The sequence below is a fragment of the Bradyrhizobium sp. HKCCYLRH3061 genome (genome assembly GCF_051168015.1).
In the GTDB taxonomy this organism is placed as follows: domain Bacteria; phylum Pseudomonadota; class Alphaproteobacteria; order Rhizobiales; family Xanthobacteraceae; genus Bradyrhizobium.
In genome coordinates, this window is sequence record NZ_JBNPUE010000001.1 from 536,527 (window position 1) to 553,936 (window position 17,410).

A 17,410-nucleotide genomic window follows, 5' to 3' on the forward strand; every position below is an offset into this window, starting at 1 on the left:
TCCGTCTGATCGTCAGGCGCTGGCGCGGATGCGCTGCTTGTCGTAGAGGTCCTTCTCGTCGTCCGCGATCGGCACGACATAGGGCTGCACCGCCCGCTTCTCGCTGGTCATGCGGCCGTCCTGCTTGCTCAGCAGCGTGTGGCAGAACCAGTTCTCGTTGTCCTTGTCCGGAAAATCGGTGCGCCAGTGATAGAGCCCCCAGCGGCTCTCCTCGCGGAACAGCGAGGCATGGGCTGCCATGTCCGCGCAATCCATGATCGACTGCACCTCCAGCGCACGCAGCAGCTCGTGCGCGTTGCGCGCGATCATGCGCTCCTGCATGTCCTCGCGGACCTCGGCGAGCCGGCGCATGCCGAGCTCGTACTTCCGCGTCACCTTCGGCGGCTGCAGATAGTCGTTGACGAGCCTCCGCGTCTTATACTCGATCTGGTTCGGCGGAATGCCGTCCTCGCGCTTGGTCGGCGCCAGCACGCGCTCGCGCTCCAGCGCGACCTCGGCGGCATCGATTTCGCCGAAATCATGGTTGTCGGCGAACTCCATCGCGTCGAGCCCGGCGAACGACCCGTTGGTGAATGCGCCCAGCATGTAGTTGTGCGGAACGCTGGCCATGTCACCGGCCGCATAGAGCCCGGGCACGGTGGTGCGGGCATTGTCGTCGACGAACACGCCCGACGCGCTGTGGCCTGAGCAGAAGCCGATCTCGGAGATGTGCATCTCGATCGATTCCTTGCGGTAGTCGACGCCGCGGCCCTCCTGGAACAGCCCGCGCGTGGGTCGCTCGACCTTGTGCAGGGTGTGCTCGATCTCCTCGATGGTCTTGTCGTGCAGGTGCTTGAGCTGCAGGAACACGGGCCCCTTGCCCGACAGCAGCTCGTTGTAGAACTCCAGCATCATCTGGCCCGACCAATAGTCGCACTCGATGAAGCGGCGGTCCTCGTTGTTGGCGGTGTAGGCGCCGAAGGGCCCGGCGACATAGGCGCAGGCCGGGCCGTTATAATCCTTGATCAGCGGATTGATCTGGAAGCATTCGAGATTGGCGAGCGCGGCACCCGCGTGATAGGCCATCGCATAGCCGTCGCCGGAATTGGCGGCGTTCTCATAGGTACCAAACATGTAGCCCGACGTCGGCAGGCCGAGCCGGCCGGCAGCGCCCATGCACAGGATCACCGCCTTGGCCTTGATCACCAGCATCTCGGCCGTGCGGGTGTTGACGCTGACGGCGCCGGCGATGCGGCCATCGCTCGACTTCAAGAGCCGCGTCGCCATGTAGCGGTTGGAGATCAGGATGCGCGCCCGCCGCAGCTGACGATACAGCGCCTTCTTGACGGTCTCGCCGTTCGGCATCGGCAGGACGTAGGTGCCGATGTGGTGCACCTTCTTGACGGCATAGTCGCCGTTCTCGTTCTTGAGAAAGCGGATGCCGAAGCTGTCGAGCTCCTCGATGATCCCGTAGCAGCTCTGGGCGTATTTATACACCGCCTTCTGGTCCACGATGCCGTCATTGGCGATCGTGATTTCCTTGGTGTACTGCTCCGGCGTCGCGTAGCCGGGGATGACCGCGTTGTTCAGGCCGTCCATGCCCATCGAGATCGCGCCGGAGCGCTTGACGTTCGCCTTCTCCAGCAGAACGACGTTGGCCTTCGGATTCTTCATCTTGGCCTTCAGGGCGGCCATCGGGCCGGCGGTGCCGCCGCCGATCACCAGCACGTCGCAGGACACCTCCGAGAGGCCGTCGACGATCTCATCCATTGCCATTCTAAGCTCCTGCTTGGCCGGACCCACCGGTCCGGGTCAGAGTTGTTCAGCGGCGCGCCCGGCGATAGCAATTAGTTGTCGCCGGGACGCAATTCTTCCGCCGGCGCTCAGCGCTCGACGAACGCCTTCTCGACCACGAAATGGCCGGGCGTGCTGTGGTTGCCTTCGACGAAGCCGCGGTCCTCCAGCATGGTCTGGAGCTCGGCCAACATCGCCGGGCTGCCACAGAGCATGACGCGGTCGGTCTCGACATCGAGGTCGGGCCCGCCGATGTCGGCGAACATCTGGCCCGATGCGATCAGATCGGTGATGCGGCCGCGGTTGCGGAACGGCTCGCGGGTCACCGTGGGGTAATGGTGCAGCCGATCTCGGACCAGGGGGCCGAAGAAGTCATGGCCGCGCAGGCTGTCGACGAGCTGCTCGCCATAGGCGAGCTCCGAGACCTGGCGGCAGCCATGGGCCAGAATGATGGTCTCATAGGTCTCGTAGATGTCGGGATCCTTGACCAGGCTGGCGAACGGCGCCAGCCCGGTGCCGGTCGACAGCAGCAGCAGACGTCTGCCGGGAATGAGGTTGCCCGCGATCAGCGTTCCCGTCGCCTTGCGCCCGACGAGGATGCGATCGCCCTCCTTGATCTTCTGCAGCCGTGAGGTCAGCGGCCCGTCCGCCACCTTGATGCTGAAGAACTCCAGCTCCTCCTCGTGATTGGCGCTCGCCATGCTGTAGGCGCGCATCAGCGGCCGGCCGTCGACCTCCAGTCCGATCATCGCGAACTGCCCGTTCTGGAAGCGGAAGCCGGGATCCCGCGTGGCGGTGAAGCTGAACAGCGAATCGGTCCAGTGCCGGACCGACAACACCGTCTCAGTCTGAAAAGCGCTCATCGTCGTCTCCTGAGGCGCGGGGCGCGCCGTGTGGCGGTTGCTGAGCACGATCTCGCGGAAACGGCGCAGTCCGGCAATTTCGAACGTGCTGCGACGGTGGATTAGTTGCGAAGATTGTTCCGAGGAAAGCCAGCGCGCCTAACGAAGCAGCAGCGCTCGACATTCCGTCGAACGAGGCAATTAGTTGCTGGGTGCTCCGAACCGTCTCCCCTAGCGTGATGACACCGGCCTCGGCACAACCAGGAGGAGCCATGATTGCAGCCGACATCGCTGACGGCGAGGTCAGTCCCGACCTGGCATCATTGCGGCTACGGAACGCGAGCGGCCCGCCCGCGGTGCTGTCCGCCGAACGGCTGCGCCTGTCCTGCATGTGCGCGCATTGCAGGCGGGCCCGCTTCGACGGCCGCTTCCCGTCGCAATTTCCCGGGATCGGCATCGTGGGGGTCGGTGACCTCGGCTACGGCCTGAACATCGCGTTTTCCGACGGCCATAATCGTGGCATCTATCCGAAATCATACCTCTGGGAACTCGCTGCCGTTTGAGGCCCTCACGCGGCGACGGATGGCACGAACATTGCTCCGCTTCTGATCAGTATGATCAATGCGGAGGCAAGACATGTTGCTGCAGGCGGCCAAATCAGCTGCGGAAGCCGTGCCCTCTCCCATGACCTCAGCACGCGCGGTGACCAGTTCGTCGCTCCTGCTCACCGAAAGTCAGCAATCCATCGGCGGCCCGCCGTCGCTGATCGAAAGGCTCAGCCTGCGCGAGCGTGAGCAGGTGCTGAAGCAGGGCCGCCGCAAGGTCCTGAACCGCGGCCAGACGCTGTTCAGTCAGGGCGCCCGGCACGACGGCATTTTCCTGGTCGAGAGCGGCCGCATCCGCGTGTTCTACACGTCCCCGCAGGGGCGCGAGATCACGCTGGCCTATTGGCATGTCGGCAATTTCGTCGGCGGTCCCGAAGTGTTCGACACCGGCGTGCATCAATGGTCCGGCATCGCGGCCAGCAATGCCAGCGTGATCCAGCTTCCGGGCAAGGAGCTGCGAACGCTGGTGGCGGAGATCCCCAATCTGGCGATCGGACTGATCGAAGGGTTGAGCTTCAAGGGAAAATGCTACTCCGCCCTGGCCCAGATGCTGGGGACACGTTCGATCACCGAGCGGCTCGCCCACCTGCTGCTGCATCTCGTCGATCTCTACGGGGTGGATGATCCCGACGGCAAGGTCATTGCCGCGGCCTTCACCCATGCCGACATCGCCCACATGGTCGGCGCGACGCGGCAGTGGGTGACGATCAGCCTCAAGCGGATGCAGGAAAAGAATATCGTCCGCACCAGGCGGTCGCAGATCGTGGTCTGCCGGCCCGACGTCCTGGACGAGATGCGCGGCCAGGCCGCGGATTAGCCGGCCTGCTCATGCAAGCGGCTGTCATGAGCGAAATTGCCCAAGGAGTACGCAACCGGATTTTGACGGCAACTAATCCACCCGCTGCCGAACTCCGGATTTGCGCTCGTGGACGCGGCCTTCATCATGGCGCCATCAGCCATCCAACCGAACGGGGATGAGAATGGTCCGCTGCCGTCACGCGCTATTACTATCCGCCACCTGTCTGTCCCTGATTGCGGCGCAGCCTGTCGCAGCAGAGACAGTCACGATCGGCATAGGCACCCAGGACACCACGACGAACACGGTGACTGCCGGCACCATCGTGCGGCAGCTTCACCTGCTGGAGAAGTATCTGCCCAAGGACGGCAAATACGCCAACATCAAGTTCGAAATCGAGTGGCAGAACTTCACGTCCGGCCCGCCCGTCACCAACGGGATGATGGCGAACAAGCTGCAGTTCGGCATGATGGGCGACTACCCGCTGATCGTGAACGGCTTCACCTTCGAGAACAATCCCGAGAGCAAGAGCCGGCTGATCGCGGTCGCCGCCTACAGCCTCGCCGGCTCCGGCAACGGCATCGTCGTTCATAAGGACTCGCCCTACTATGAACTCTCCGACCTCAAGGGCAAGCTGGTCAGCGTGCCGTTCGGCTCGGCCGCACATGGCATGGTGCTGAAGGCGCTTCAGGACGCCGGCTATCCGGCGGACTTCTTCCAGCTCGTGAGCCAGACGCCGGAGGTCGGCTCGACGAACCTGCAGGAAAAGAAGATCGACGCGCACGCCGATTTCGTTCCGTTCGCCGAGTTGCTGCCGTTCCGCGGCTATGCGCGCAAGATCTTCGACGGCGTCCAGACCAACCTGCCGACCTTCCACGGCGTCGTCGTCCGCACCGACTTTGCGGAGAAGTATCCCGAGGTCGTCATCGCCTATGTCAAGGCAGTCATCGCCGCCAACCAGTGGCTGCGCCAGGATCCGAAAGCGGCGGCCGAAAAGATCCAGGAATGGACCGGGATCAACAAGGAGGTCGTCTACATCTTCCTCGGTCCCGGCGGCAACATGACCACGGATCCGACGATCAAGCCGGCGCTGGTGGATGCCGCCGCGACTGACGTCAAGGTGCTGCAGAGCCTCGGCCGCATGAAGGAGTTCGATCCGAAGAAGTGGGTGGACGACAGCTACATCCGCAAGGCCTATGCCGAGCTGAAGCTGGACTATGACAAGGATCTCGCCAGCACCGCGAACTACGAAATCTCCGGCGAGGACAAGTTCTGCAACAGGCCGATCACCGAGCCGCGCAAGGCCGGCGAGGTCTGGATCGACGGCGAGGGCATCACAGCCTTCAGCAGCGCGACCTGCACGCTCGGCGCCTATGCCGACTACAAGGCCAAGGGCAAGAAGATCAACGTCGCCTACGTCTTCGACACCGCGCGCGGCATCAAGCTGTTCGCCGACCAGGCGTTCTTCGCCGCCGCCAATGGCGAGATCGCGCCGTTCCTGCTGAAGAAGGATGCCGAGGCCTATGCCGCCAAGATCGGCGGCAAGGTGATGGGACTTGATGACGCCGTGAAGCTGGCGGTGGCGGGAGGCAAGACTTGAGCAGCCCCGCCCTGATGACGTCGCCCGACCAGGCTGCGGCGGCCGCCGCGCCTGGCACCGCGCCCCCGCCGAGCCGGCCGCACGTCTCCGCCCGCGCGGCACGCTGGTTCCGGCTGAACCAGGACCGGCTGCAGTCGCTGCTGATCGGCACCGCGTCGCTGATCCTGTTCCTGATCGCCTGGCACCTGCTGACGACCTACCGCGTCGTCTTCTTCGTGAAGTTCACCAACGTGCCGGCGCCGCTGGCGGTCTATGCGAGCTTCACCAAGGCGATCCACGATCCGAAATTCCTGATGCACATCCTGCTCAGTTGCCGCCGGATCTTCATCGGGTTCTCGCTGGCCGCGCTGGTCGGCGTGCCGCTCGGCCTGATCATGGGCCGCTTCAAGCTGGTGCACGAGATCGTGTTTCCGGTCGCCGAGGTGCTGCGTCCGATTCCGGCCATCGCCTGGGTCCCGATGGCGATCATGCTGTGGCCGACCAACGAGCAGAGCATTGTCTTCATCACCTTTCTCGGCTCGTTCTTTCCGATCCTGGTCAACACCCTGCACGGCATGACGCTGGTCGATCCCGTGCTGGTGCGCGCCGCCAAATGCCTTGGCGCCCGGGAGGCGTCGATCTTCCACGAGGTCTATTTCCCGGCGTCGCTGCCGCACATCTTCACTGGCCTCACCGTCGGCATGGGCGTCGCATGGGTGTCGCTGATCGCGGCCGAGATGATCTCGGGACAGTTCGGCATCGGCTACTTCACCTGGGAAGCCTATTCACTGGTCCAGTATGCCGACATCGCGCTCGGGATGATCGCGATCGGCGTGCTCGGGCTCGGCTCGAGCCTCGTGATCCGCGCAGCCGGACAATTGGTGATGCCCTGGAGGTCGCGATGAGCCAAGCCGCAGCGGATACGAGACAGGGCCATATCGAGGTCCGCAACTTCGCCCTGAGCTACGAGACCATCGACGGCGCCGTCGAGGCCGTCACCGACACCCAGATCCATGTCGAGCCCGGCGAGTTCGTCTCGATCGTCGGACCGTCGGGTTGCGGCAAGTCGACACTGCTCAACGCTGTCGCGGGCTTCCTCAAACCGACCAGCGGCATCGTCACGGTCGACGGCCAGGCCGTGACCGGACCCAGCGCCGAACGCGGCATGGTGTTTCAGCAATATTCGCTGTTTCCCTGGAAGACGGTGCGCGAGAACGTCGAGTTCGGGCTGAAGATGCGCGGCATGGCGAAGTTCGAGCGCGCACGCGCGGCGCGGACTCTGCTCGGCCTCGCCGGTCTCGAGGCGTTCGAGAACCATTATCCCGAGCGTCTCTCCGGCGGCATGAAGCAGCGCGTCGGCATCGTGCGCGCGCTCGCCACCGGCCCCAAGGTGCTGCTGCTCGACGAGCCGTTCGGCGCGCTGGACGCGCAGACCCGCATCATCATGCAGCAGATCCTCACCAACATGTGGCAGCGGCTGAAGATCTCGGTGCTGTTCGTCACCCACGACATCGACGAGGCGATCTTCCTGTCCGACCGCGTCTACTGCATGACCGCGCGCCCCGGCTCGATCAAGGCCGAAATCCAGATCCCGCTCGAGCGCCCACGCCAGCAAGCGATGATGATGTCGTCGGAATTCCTGGCGCTGCGGCGCGGGCTGATGTCGTTGATCCGCGAGGAGAGCCTGAAGGCGATGGGCGGCGAGATCACCGATCTCGGCATGCAGGGACTGAGCATCGAGTTGCAGGGCCAGTCGATCTCCGAAATCCTCTGAAGGGTTTTGCGCTCGACCGACGGCGGCCGGTCCAGCTCCGAAGAAGGCGCCCGATGGTCGCACCCGAGCGGCGCAACAGATGCTGGCGTCCCGGCCGGTCCTGGCGCAGAATGCCGGATAGCAAACAACGACGTCGCAGGGGGAACGCCCGGCTCCGTCAGCATCGACATCGGGCGTGAGGGTTGCTCGCAGGCGCACATCGAGGGGTCCAGCCGGACGCACCGGCCGTGCACAGCACGGACGACGTCCGCAATGCGGCCGGTGCCATCGCGCGCAGCCGCTCTCCAGGCGCAACTGAGAGGAACCAATGCAGGGCACCATCTACCCAAGCCTCAAGGATCGGGCCGTTCTCGTGACCGGCGGCGGCTCCGGCATCGGGGAAGCGATCGTCCGCAATTTCGTCGGCCAAGGTGCGCGTGTCGGATTCATCGACATCGATCTGGAGGCCTCACAGCAAGTGCTGGCGAGCCTGCCTGCGGAGGCCAAGGTGCACTTCGCGCATGCTGATCTGCGCGACATCGCCGCGCTGAGGGCTGCGGTCGGCGGCGTCCGCGAGGCGCTGGGGCCGATCACCATCCTCGTGAACAATGCGGCGCGCGACGACCGCCACGCGATCGAGGACGTCACGCCGGACTATTGGGACGAGCGCATCGCCGTGAACCTCAAGCATCAGTTCTTCGCGGCCCAGGCGGTTGCGCCGGACATGATCCAGGCGGGAGGCGGCGCGATCGTCAATCTCGGCTCGGTGAGCTGGGTGCTCGGCCAGGGCAACATGCCCTGCTACACCACGGCGAAGTCGGCGATCCAGGGACTGACGCGCGCTCTCGCCCGCGATCTCGGCCCCAGCAACATCCGGGTCAATTCCATCCTTCCGGGCTGGATCATGACCGAGCGCCAGCAGCGAATGTGGCTGACGCCCGAGGGCGAGGCCGAGCTGATGCGGCGCCAATGCCTCAAGCGCAAGCTCGTGCCGGACGACATCGCCCGCGTAGTGCTGTTCTTCGCCGCCGACGACAGCGGCGCCTGCACCAACCAGAACTACATCGTCGACGGCGGCTGGGCCTGAGACTCGTCTATCATCACGACGCAACGAGATGCGGTCCGGTGCTGCCGCGTGCGGCGATCTCGAAACCGACGTCGATCTAATGCGTTCTCGGCCGCTTGCCCGCGGCGCGCCCGAGCGAGATCGTCGCCTGTGCCGGGAGCCAGGCAACCAGCGGCATCGATCCGCTTGCGCAATTGCGGCGAAACCATATCGGGCCGCCGCAGCACCCGCGACACGGTGACAGCGCTGACATTGGCGATGCGTGCACCGTCCTCCAGCGTCATGCGACGCTTCTGAGACATGATCCTGGGAATGTTCATTTACGCGGATTTGTCCGAGCCGCAGACATGACACACGGCCGGCCGCTTGGCATAAAGCCGCGCGACGGTAATTGACAGCGCTATCATTGATCAGTAACGCTTGGCGGGTCGAGACGACGAGCATTGCTCGCACAACCTCCGGAAACAAAGAGGCGTCTCGCACATGCGTCATTGATCTGGCGCCACAACAACAGGGGAGGTCACGAATGTCGTCCAAGTCGATGAGGGCGCGATGCCTTGCCACGTGTGCATCGCTGATGCTGGTCACCGCGTTTGCCAGCAAGGCGCTGGCGGAGCCGGAGATGGTCAAGGGACCGGCGAGCGAGCCTGAATGCATGGTGCCGTGGACCAAGGACACCAAGTTCTTCAAGTTTCCGGCCAAGAAGGGCCCCTACCGCATCGCACTGGCGAACGGCTACATCGCCAACACCTGGCGCATCCAGATGATCCAGACCGCGAAGGCCTATGCGGCGCAGCCCGAGGTGAAGGCCAAGCTCAAGGAGTTCAAGGTCGTCTCGACCGGCGAGGACGTTCCGGCGCAGATCTCGGCGATCAACAACTTCATCGACTCCGGCTATGACGCCATCGTCGTCAATGCGCAGAACCCGACTGCGTTCGGGCCGGTGATCAAGCGCGCCAAGCAGGCCGGCGTGATCCTCGTCGCCTTCGACAATATTCTCGCGACGGAGGACGCGATCAACGTCAATGTCGACCAGAAGGGTCTCGGCGAGCTCTGGGCGAAGTGGCTGGTCAAGAACGTGCCCGGCGGCGGCAAGGTGCTTGAGGTGCGCGGCGTCGCCGGAACCTCGGTCGACACCGACCGTCACAACGGCTTCCACTCCGTTCTCGACGGCTCCGGCAAGAAGTGGCAGGTCACCGAGGTCGTCGGCAAATGGGACGACGGCGTCGCCCAGAAGGCCACGGCCGATGCGATCGCGACCAACGGCCCGTTCGATGCGATCTCCGGCCAGGGTGGCGACACCGGCATCGTGCAGGCCATGCTCGACGCCAAGCACAAGATGGTGCCGTTCGGCGGCGAGACCGAGAACGGCTTCCGCAAGTTCTGCGCCGCCAAGGCCTCGGAAGGCCTGAAATGCTCGTCCGCTGGCACCGGACCTGCGCAGGTCGCGGTCGCGATCAAGGTCGCGCTCGCCGCCCTCGAAGGCAAGGTCGTGCCGCAATCGGTCAAGCTGCCGCTCGCGGTCGTGGAAGATCCGAACTTCAAGAAGGATCAGGACTACTTCCCGGCCCAGTCCGACAACTTCTTCGTCGGCAACTCCTTCCCGACCTGCGGCATCAACTTCACGGCGCAGGAGATCATGGGCCAGTCGAAGGAAAACCAATAGGCCGATGGATCGCTGGTCCGCGGGTTCTCTCGCGGCCAGCCCGTCCCTATTGCCCAAACGACTGGGGAAGCAAGCATGATCGCGGCTGAGCCGCTGTTTCGCGCCGTAGGACTGTCCAAACGCTACGGCGGCGTGATCGCTCTCGACGGTGCGGACCTGGAGGTCCACCCCGGCCGCATCCACGCCATTCTCGGCGAGAACGGCGCCGGCAAGTCGACGCTGATCAAGCTGATGGTCGGCGTGGTCGCACCGGACGAAGGCCGGATGACGCTCGAAGGGCGCGAGGTCGCCTTCAGCGGTCCCTCCGCCGCGAATGATGCCGGCGTCGTCTGCATCTTCCAGGAGCTGTCGCTGATTCCCGACCTATCGGTCGCGGACAACATCATGATCTCGCATCCGCCGACGCGGTTCGGCATGATCGACCGGCGCGCCCAGCGCCGGCTTGCCGAGGAGGCGCTACACCGCGCCGGCGCCGGCGACATTCATCCGCGCGCGCTGGTGAAGGACCTGCCGCTGTCGCGCCGGCAGATGGTCGAGATCGCGAAAGCGCTGTCGCGGCGGCCGAAGATCCTGATCCTCGACGAGGCGACCTCGGCGCTGACCGCCTCCGACGTGACCAAGGTATTTACGGTACTGAAGCGCCTGCGCAGCGAGGGGCTGGCGCTGCTCTACATCTCCCACCGCATGCACGAGATCGCCGAGCTCGCCGATGAATGCAGCGTATTCCGCAACGGGCGCCGCATCTCGACCTTCCCGGCCGGCACCAGGACGGATGCCGAAGTGATCGAGCTGATGATCGGCCGCGAGTACAAGCACGCTTTCCCGGACAAGCCGCCGCGCAAGACCGATGGGCGGCCGCCCGCGCTGCAATGCACGAGCATCAGTTGGGGCGACCGGCTGAAGGACATCTCGTTCTCGCTGCAGGCCGGAGAGATCATCGGACTCGGCGGGCTCGACGGCCAGGGCCAGCGCGAGCTGCTGCTGGCGCTGTTCGGCGTGCTGCGCGACTGCCGCGGCGACATTCTGATCGACGGCAACAAGGTGACGATCGACAGCCCCGTCACTGCCAAGTCGGAGCGCATCGGCCTCGCGCTGATTCCGGAGGACCGCAAGACCGAAGGACTGATGCTGCCGATGTCGGTGCGCGACAATCTCTCGGCCGCCGCCTTCGACCGGTTCGCGACATTCGGCATCATCGACCGGCAGCGGCAATCGGCCCTGATCGAGGAGATGATCCGCCTGATCGAGATCAAGACCGCCTCCCCCGATCTCGCCGTCAGCGCGCTCTCCGGCGGCAATCAGCAGAAGGTCGTGATCGCGAAATGGCTGATGAACAAGCCGCGCATCATCCTGCTCAACGATCCGACGCGCGGCATCGACGTCGGCACCAAGCAGGAGATCTACCGGCTGCTGCGCCGGCTTGCCGACGAGGGCGCCGCGATCCTGCTCTATTCGACCGACTATGACGAGCTGATCGGCTGCTGCGACCGCGTGCTGGTGATGTATGATGGCGCGATCAGGCGCGAGCTTGCGGGCGCCGAGATCACTGAGCGCGCGCTGGTCAGCAGTGCGCTCAATGTCGACGAGGGCGAGCGAGCGGAAGCGAGTCTGGCATGACCGAGTGGCGGTACTGGCTCGCTGAACAGCGCGGCACCCTGCTCGCGATCGGCATCTTCGTCGCGATGTTCGTGCTCTATGCGACCAATCATCCGGCCGGCTTCAGCGCCAACATGGTGCAGACCGCGGCCAACAAGGCGACGCTGCTGGCCTTCGTCGCCATGGCGCAGGCGATCGTGGTGATCACCGCCGGCATCGATCTGTCCGTCGGCATGATCCTGACATTGACCAACTGCCTCGCGTCCTGGATCGTGGTCGGCACCGCCACCGAGACCGCGCTCGGCGTCGCCGGCGTGCTCGGCACCGGCATCGTCTGCGGCATGATCAACGGCGCGATCGTGATCTTCGGGCGCCTGCAGCCGATCGTGACCACGATCGCCACCGGGGCGATGTACTACGGCATCGCGCTGTTCCTGCGGCCCAATCCCGGCGGATCCGTCAACGAGACGCTGGCGGATGCCTTGACGGGACGGTTGTTCGGCGTGCTGCCCACGAGCCTCGTGGCACTGGCTGCGGCGGCGCTGCTGATCTGGGTGCCCTATAGCCGCTCGGTCGTCGGCCGCGCCGCGTTCGCGACCGGCTCCTCCGAGGTCGCAGCCTACATGTCCGGCGCGCCGATCCGCGCGGCCAAGTTCGTCGCATACACCTTGGCTGGCCTGCTGTCGTCGATCGGCGGCCTGTTCCTGACGTTCTTCTCCTACACGGGCGAGGCCGCCTATGCGAGCGGCAATGCCTACACCCTGTTCTCGATCGCGGCCGTGGTGCTCGGCGGCGTATCTCTGATGGGCGGACGCGGCAGCGCGATCGGGGCGATCTTCGGCGCACTCGCGTTCCGCACCATCGGCGATCTGCTGTTCGTGTTCGATTTCGATCCGCTGTGGCAGCCGCTGTTCCAGGGGCTCGTGCTGATGCTCGCGGTCTCGATCGGCGCGTTCGGCCTGGTGCGGGTGCGCAATCGGCTGGAGTGGTTCGGATGAGCGACGCAACGGCACCACAACCGGCCCATCGCGGGATCGCCATGCTGCGTCGGATCGATCCGGCGGTGGCGGCCTCGTTCGGCTGCATCGTGCTGCTGCTGCTGGTCGGCAGCCTGTATTCGCGCAGCTTCCTGTCGCCGGATTATCTGCTGCAGCAGTTGAAGGTCGCGAGCTTCCTGGGCGTGATCGCCACCGGTATGATGCTGGTGATCCTGCTCGGGCAAATCGATCTCTCGGTGCCGTGGGTCGTGACAACGGGCGCGATGATGGCCTGCGCGGCGGCCGCTCATGGCACGACGGGCGCCATCATCGCGATTCCCTGCGGCATTCTCTGCGGCGCCGCCATCGGTGTCCTGAACGGCATCGGCGTCGCCTATCTGCGCATTCCCTCGATGATCATCACGCTGGCGACCAATGCGGTCGCGCAAGGCCTGATGGTGGCCTACACCGGCGGCTTCGCGCCGCAGGATTCCGCCTCCAGGGCGATGCGCTATCTCGCCACCGGCACGATCGTGCCCGGCCTGCCCAATGCGGTGCTGGTCTGGACGATCATCGGCGGCGCCGCGATCTGGCTGCTGTCACGGACCACGTTCGGCCGCGCCATCTATGCCATCGGCAATCGCGAGCGCGCCGCTTATCTCTCGGGGATCGACACGCGCCGCATCACCATGCTGGCGTTCGCGCTGTCGGGCGCACTCTCCGCCTTCGGCGGCGTGCTGCTCGCAGGCTACGCGTCGAAGGCGGCGCAGTCGATGGGCGATGCCTATCTCCTACCCTCGATCGCCGCCGTCGTGCTCGGCGGCACGCACATTCTCGGCGGCCGCGGCAGCTATCTCGGCACCGTCGCCGGCGTCGTGCTGATCACCCTGCTGCAGTCCATCCTGTCGGTGATGCAGATCAGCGAGGCCGGCCGCCAGCTGATCTACGGCGCGGTGATCATCCTGATGCTCCTGATCTACGGCCGCCAGAAGCTGTGATCGAACAGCGACTGGTCCCGCAAGCCGGCCGGTGATCTGCGACGGATGCCGCTGCACCTCACACTTCGAGCCACTCCTGCCGGACCGCGGTGTTGGCCTTGAGCTGATCCGGCGTTCCTTCGAACACGACGCGGCCGTGGCCCATGACATAGACGCGCTTCGAGATCCGCATCGCGATCGAGAGCTTCTGCTCGACGAGCAGGATCGCGACGCCAGCCGCCGCAATCCGGGCGATCAGGTCGCCGACCTGCTGTACGATCAGCGGCGCCAGACCTTCGGTGGGTTCGTCGATCATGATCAGGTCGGGGTCGCCCATCAAGGTCCGGCAGGTGGTCAGCATCTGCTTCTCGCCGCCCGACAGCACGCCCGCCGGCGTATCGGCGCGCGCGGCGAGATTGGGAAACATGTCGAGCATGTCCTGGAGGCGCCACTTCCCCGGCCGCCGGGTGTCCTTGATGCCGAGCACGAGATTTTGCCGCACGGTGAGGCTCGGAAAGATGTCGCGATGCTCGGGCACATAGCCAAGCCCAAGGCGCGCGATCTTGTAGCTCGGCAAGCCGGCAATGTCCCGGCCCTTGAAGCGGATCGTCCCCTGCGGACTGACCTCGCCCATGATCGCCTTCACGGTGGTCGAGCGGCCGACGCCGTTGCGGCCGAGCAGGCTCACCACTTCGCCGGCAGCGACGTCGAGGTCGACGCCCTGGAGGACGTGACTCTTGCCGTAATAGGCGTGGAGGTTCCTGACTTCGAGCATCAGTGGGCCTCCTCGCCGAGATAGGCTTCCCTCACCTTCGGGTCCCGACGGATCTCCTCCGGCGTGCCCGACGCGATGATGTGGCCGTAGACCAGCACCGAGATGCGATCGGCGAGACCGAATACCACGCTCATGTCGTGCTCGACGATCACCAGCGTCCGCCCCTCGGTGAGCCGCCGGATCAACGAGACGGCGCGCTCGGTCTCCGCATGGCTCATCCCGGCCGTCGGCTCGTCGAGCATGACGACCGTCGCACCGCTCGCAATGGTGACCCCGATCTCCAGCTCGCGCTGCTCGGCATAAGTCAACAACCCCGCGGGGATGTCACGCCGATGCGTGAGGTGGATGTCATCGAGGATCTGGGCGGTCCGCTCGCGCACCTCCGGCAGGCTGTCGACGTTCTTCCAGAACGCGTAGCGATGTCCTGTCGCCCACAGCACGGCGCAGCGGACGTTCTCCCACACGGTCATGCGGGCGAACACGTTGGTGACCTGGAACGAGCGCGACAGGCCGCGCCGGTTGATCTCGAACGGCCGCAGGCCCGAGATGACCGCGCCGTTCAATCGCACTTCGCCCGAGGTCGGCCTGATATGCCCGCTGATGAGGTTGAACGTGGTGGACTTGCCAGCGCCGTTCGGGCCGATGATGGCGTGACGCTCGCCCTGGGCGACGCTCAGGTTGAGGTCGCGGATGACGCCGACATTGCCGAAGCGCTTTTCGACGGCACGGACTTCGATGGCCGCGGTCATGCCAGATACCCCCGATCACGCGCCACGGTGGCGGCCCCGTCCCAGGCTCCGGCAATCCGCTGCCACGTCGACCGCGCGACGAAGAAGCCGGCGACCACCAGAATCGCGGCGACGCCCCATGTCACGGGGGATTGCGGATTGAAGGCCACGCCGAACAGGTTGATGGCGTCGCCACCCGAATAACGCGCGATCGTCTCGATGGTCAGGATGACGCCGCAAGCGAACGCCGCGGTCGGCACGATGGCAACGAGATAGGACGGGATCACCATTCCGAGCGTTCCGGCACGGACCAGCGGCCGGTGCATCATCAGCAGACCGGCGATGCCACCGGGTGAGAACATGACGATGCCGATGAAGATGATGCCGAAATAGAGCTGCCAGACGCTGGTGAGGCTCGTCAGCCCAAGCTGGAGATAGGTCACCAAGATCGCGCCGAGGATCGGACCGAAGAAGTAGGCCGTCCCACCGATGAAGGTCGCGAACAGCACGAGGCCCGACTGGATTGCACCGAGATAGGCGGAGTTCGCGATCTCGAAGCTGATCGCCGCGAGGCCGCCCGCGACGCCGGCGAAGAATCCGGCGAAACAATAGGCGAGATAGCGGACGACGTGCGGATCATAGCCGATGAACTGGACCCGTTCGGGATTGTCGCGCACCGCATTGCTGATCCGCCCCAGGGGCGTCCGGGTCAGCGCATACATCGCGATTGCCGATAGCACCAGCCAGAACGCGATCAGGTAATAGACCTGCAGCTGCGGCCCGAAGGTCCAGCCGAACATGCGCGGCAGAGCGGTGCGGTCCGTGGTGATGCCGGCTTCGCCGCCGAACACCGAGCGCAGGATCAGCGACGACGACGCCACGAGCTCGCCGATGCCGAGCGAAATCATCGCAAACACCGTGCCGGCGCGCTTGGTCATGACCCAGCCGAGGATGATCGCGAAGGCGAGGCCGCCCAGCCCGCCGAACAGCGGAATGAAGGGCAGCGGAATCGGCCAGCCATGCGCCACCACCGCATTCATCATGTGACAGGCCGCGAAGCCGCCCAGGCCGTAGTGAACCGCGTGACCGAACGATAGCAATCCGGTCTGACCGAGGAGGATGTTGTAGGAGAGCGCGAAGACGATCGCGATCCCGATGAGGCTGAACGAGGTCAGCGATCCGCCCGAATTGAAGAGCAGCGGCAGCACGATCAGCACGGCCACGCCGACCACCCAGACGGCATAGAAGCGGAGACGGGATCCGGCGGGATGAGACGCGGAGGTCACTGCTGCGGTCATGATTCGCGAGTCCCCATCAGGCCCACGGGGCGCACGATCAGGACGAGCACCAGCAGCAGGTAGGGAACGATCGGCGCGACCTGTGCGATCGTCACGTTCCAGATGTCGGTGAGCACCGATGGCCCGGCGGATGGATCGAGCGGGCCGAAGGCGCTCGCCAGCGAGCCGTTCAGCGCCACGGCGAAGGTCTGCACCAGGCCGATCACCAGCGAAGCGATGAAGGCGCCCGGCAGCGAGCCCAGGCCGCCGAACACGATCACCACGAACAGGATCGGCCCGAGCGCCGCGGCCATGTCGGATTGCGTCACCAGGGCGGGACCGGCGATGACGCCGGCGAGACCGGCCAGCGCGCTGCCGACCCCGAACACCACCATGAACACGCGTCCGACATTGTGGCCGAGATGGCCCACCATGTGGGGATGGGTCAGCGCCGCCTGAACGATCAGGCCGACCCTTGTGCGCTTGAGCACGATCAGCAGCGCCACGAAGATCGCCACCGACACCGCCAGCATGAACAGCTTGTAGGCCGGATAGTTGGTCGAGAAGATCGTGAATGCGGGAAAGTCCAGCAGCGCCGGGACGCGGTAGTCGAGCGGCGTCTTGCCCCAGATCATCGAGACGATTTCCTCGATCGCGAATGCGAGGCCGAAGGTCAGCAGCAGCTCGGCGACGTGACCATGCTTGTGCGTGTTGCGCAGACCGTAACGCTCGACCGCCATGCCGATGGCCCCGACGAGGAGCGGCGCGAGCAGGAGGGCTGGCCAGAAGCCGACCCATTTCGTGAGCTGGAAGCCGAAGAAGGCGCCGAGCATGTAGAAGCTGGCGTGAGCAAAATTGAGCACCCCCATCATGCTGAAGATGACGGTCAGCCCGCTCGACAGCAGGAACAGCAGCATGCCGAACAGCACGCCGTTGAGGGTGGAGATGACGATGAGTTCAAGCACGGTGCACCCGCGAATGTCCGGGGCCTCGATGCCCC

Annotated in this window: 17 protein-coding genes; 10 read left to right on the forward strand and 7 right to left on the reverse strand. The window is 65.1% G+C overall.

Translation table 11 applies throughout. The features are described 5' to 3' along the window. Window positions 1–12: 12 nt before the first annotated feature. On the reverse strand, window positions 13–1,755 hold the full coding sequence (locus tag ACQR2C_RS02575; protein WP_316181613.1) for a fumarate reductase/succinate dehydrogenase flavoprotein subunit: 1,743 nt from the start codon (window positions 1,753–1,755) through the stop codon (window positions 13–15). A 107-nt stretch (window positions 1,756–1,862) separates the two neighbouring features. Next, complete coding sequence (locus ACQR2C_RS02580; RefSeq protein ID WP_315802038.1) at window positions 1,863–2,636, reverse strand: ferredoxin--NADP reductase; 774 nt, start codon at window positions 2,634–2,636, stop codon at window positions 1,863–1,865. Window positions 2,637–2,887: 251 nt separating this feature from the next. Between ACQR2C_RS02580 and ACQR2C_RS02585 the strand changes: the two genes are divergently transcribed. The 6 genes from ACQR2C_RS02585 to ACQR2C_RS02610 all read left to right on the forward strand — a co-directional run bounded on the left by ACQR2C_RS02585 (window position 2,888) and on the right by ACQR2C_RS02610 (window position 8,435). After that, window positions 2,888–3,178: a gamma-butyrobetaine hydroxylase-like domain-containing protein gene (locus ACQR2C_RS02585; RefSeq protein WP_315802037.1), complete on the forward strand. Its 291-nt coding sequence runs from the start codon at window positions 2,888–2,890 to the stop codon at window positions 3,176–3,178. A gap of 73 nt (window positions 3,179–3,251) precedes the next feature. Beyond that, window positions 3,252–4,037 (forward strand): Crp/Fnr family transcriptional regulator, encoded by a 786-nt coding sequence (locus ACQR2C_RS02590; RefSeq protein WP_315802036.1) that lies wholly within the window; start codon window positions 3,252–3,254, stop codon window positions 4,035–4,037. A gap of 163 nt (window positions 4,038–4,200) precedes the next feature. Further along, complete coding sequence (locus tag ACQR2C_RS02595) at window positions 4,201–5,616, forward strand: ABC transporter substrate-binding protein (protein ID WP_434848475.1); 1,416 nt, start codon at window positions 4,201–4,203, stop codon at window positions 5,614–5,616. Beyond that, window positions 5,613–6,500: an ABC transporter permease gene (locus tag ACQR2C_RS02600; RefSeq protein WP_434880358.1), complete on the forward strand. Its 888-nt coding sequence runs from the start codon at window positions 5,613–5,615 to the stop codon at window positions 6,498–6,500. Before ACQR2C_RS02595 ends, ACQR2C_RS02600 begins: the two co-directional genes overlap by 4 nt. After that, window positions 6,497–7,369 carry an ABC transporter ATP-binding protein gene (locus ACQR2C_RS02605; protein WP_315802033.1) on the forward strand — a complete coding sequence of 291 codons (873 nt, stop codon included), beginning with the start codon at window positions 6,497–6,499 and terminating at the stop codon, window positions 7,367–7,369. The genes ACQR2C_RS02600 and ACQR2C_RS02605 overlap by 4 nt, the downstream gene beginning before the upstream one ends. A gap of 307 nt (window positions 7,370–7,676) precedes the next feature. Further along, complete coding sequence (locus ACQR2C_RS02610) at window positions 7,677–8,435, forward strand: SDR family NAD(P)-dependent oxidoreductase (protein WP_434880359.1); 759 nt, start codon at window positions 7,677–7,679, stop codon at window positions 8,433–8,435. Here ACQR2C_RS02610 and ACQR2C_RS02615 read toward each other — a convergent pair. After that, the gene (locus tag ACQR2C_RS02615; protein ID WP_434880360.1) at window positions 8,408–8,698 is read right to left on the reverse strand and encodes a LacI family DNA-binding transcriptional regulator; all 291 of its coding nucleotides are present in this window, start codon (window positions 8,696–8,698) and stop codon (window positions 8,408–8,410) included. The two genes, ACQR2C_RS02610 and ACQR2C_RS02615, sit on opposite strands and share 28 nt — an antisense overlap. Before the next feature lie 242 nt (window positions 8,699–8,940). Between ACQR2C_RS02615 and ACQR2C_RS02620 the strand changes: the two genes are divergently transcribed. The 4 genes from ACQR2C_RS02620 to ACQR2C_RS02635 all read left to right on the forward strand — a co-directional run bounded on the left by ACQR2C_RS02620 (window position 8,941) and on the right by ACQR2C_RS02635 (window position 13,651). Further along, window positions 8,941–10,080, forward strand: coding sequence for a sugar ABC transporter substrate-binding protein (locus ACQR2C_RS02620; RefSeq protein WP_434880361.1), 1,140 nt, complete (start codon window positions 8,941–8,943; stop codon window positions 10,078–10,080). Window positions 10,081–10,155: 75 nt separating this feature from the next. Next, a complete protein-coding gene (locus ACQR2C_RS02625; protein WP_434880362.1) occupies window positions 10,156–11,697 on the forward strand; it encodes a sugar ABC transporter ATP-binding protein in 1,542 nt (513 codons plus the stop codon). After that, window positions 11,694–12,674, forward strand: a complete 981-nt coding sequence (locus tag ACQR2C_RS02630) for an ABC transporter permease (protein ID WP_316217787.1) — start codon at window positions 11,694–11,696, stop codon at window positions 12,672–12,674. Before ACQR2C_RS02625 ends, ACQR2C_RS02630 begins: the two co-directional genes overlap by 4 nt. Further along, a complete protein-coding gene (locus ACQR2C_RS02635) occupies window positions 12,671–13,651 on the forward strand; it encodes an ABC transporter permease (protein WP_434880363.1) in 981 nt (326 codons plus the stop codon). The genes ACQR2C_RS02630 and ACQR2C_RS02635 overlap by 4 nt, the downstream gene beginning before the upstream one ends. A 58-nt stretch (window positions 13,652–13,709) precedes the next feature. On the opposite strand, the gene ACQR2C_RS02640 is transcribed toward ACQR2C_RS02635, so the two are convergent. The 4 genes from ACQR2C_RS02640 to ACQR2C_RS02655 are packed head-to-tail and all read right to left on the reverse strand — an operon-like array spanning window position 13,710 to window position 17,375. Beyond that, a complete protein-coding gene (locus ACQR2C_RS02640; RefSeq protein ID WP_434880364.1) occupies window positions 13,710–14,405 on the reverse strand; it encodes an ABC transporter ATP-binding protein in 696 nt (231 codons plus the stop codon). After that, a complete protein-coding gene (locus tag ACQR2C_RS02645; RefSeq protein ID WP_315802026.1) occupies window positions 14,405–15,154 on the reverse strand; it encodes an ABC transporter ATP-binding protein in 750 nt (249 codons plus the stop codon). Before ACQR2C_RS02645 ends, ACQR2C_RS02640 begins: the two co-directional genes overlap by 1 nt. Beyond that, window positions 15,151–16,431, reverse strand: a complete 1,281-nt coding sequence (locus ACQR2C_RS02650) for a branched-chain amino acid ABC transporter permease (protein ID WP_434880365.1) — start codon at window positions 16,429–16,431, stop codon at window positions 15,151–15,153. Before ACQR2C_RS02650 ends, ACQR2C_RS02645 begins: the two co-directional genes overlap by 4 nt. After that, window positions 16,428–17,375, reverse strand: coding sequence for a branched-chain amino acid ABC transporter permease (locus tag ACQR2C_RS02655; RefSeq protein ID WP_434880366.1), 948 nt, complete (start codon window positions 17,373–17,375; stop codon window positions 16,428–16,430). Before ACQR2C_RS02655 ends, ACQR2C_RS02650 begins: the two co-directional genes overlap by 4 nt. Window positions 17,376–17,410 lie beyond the last annotated feature (35 nt).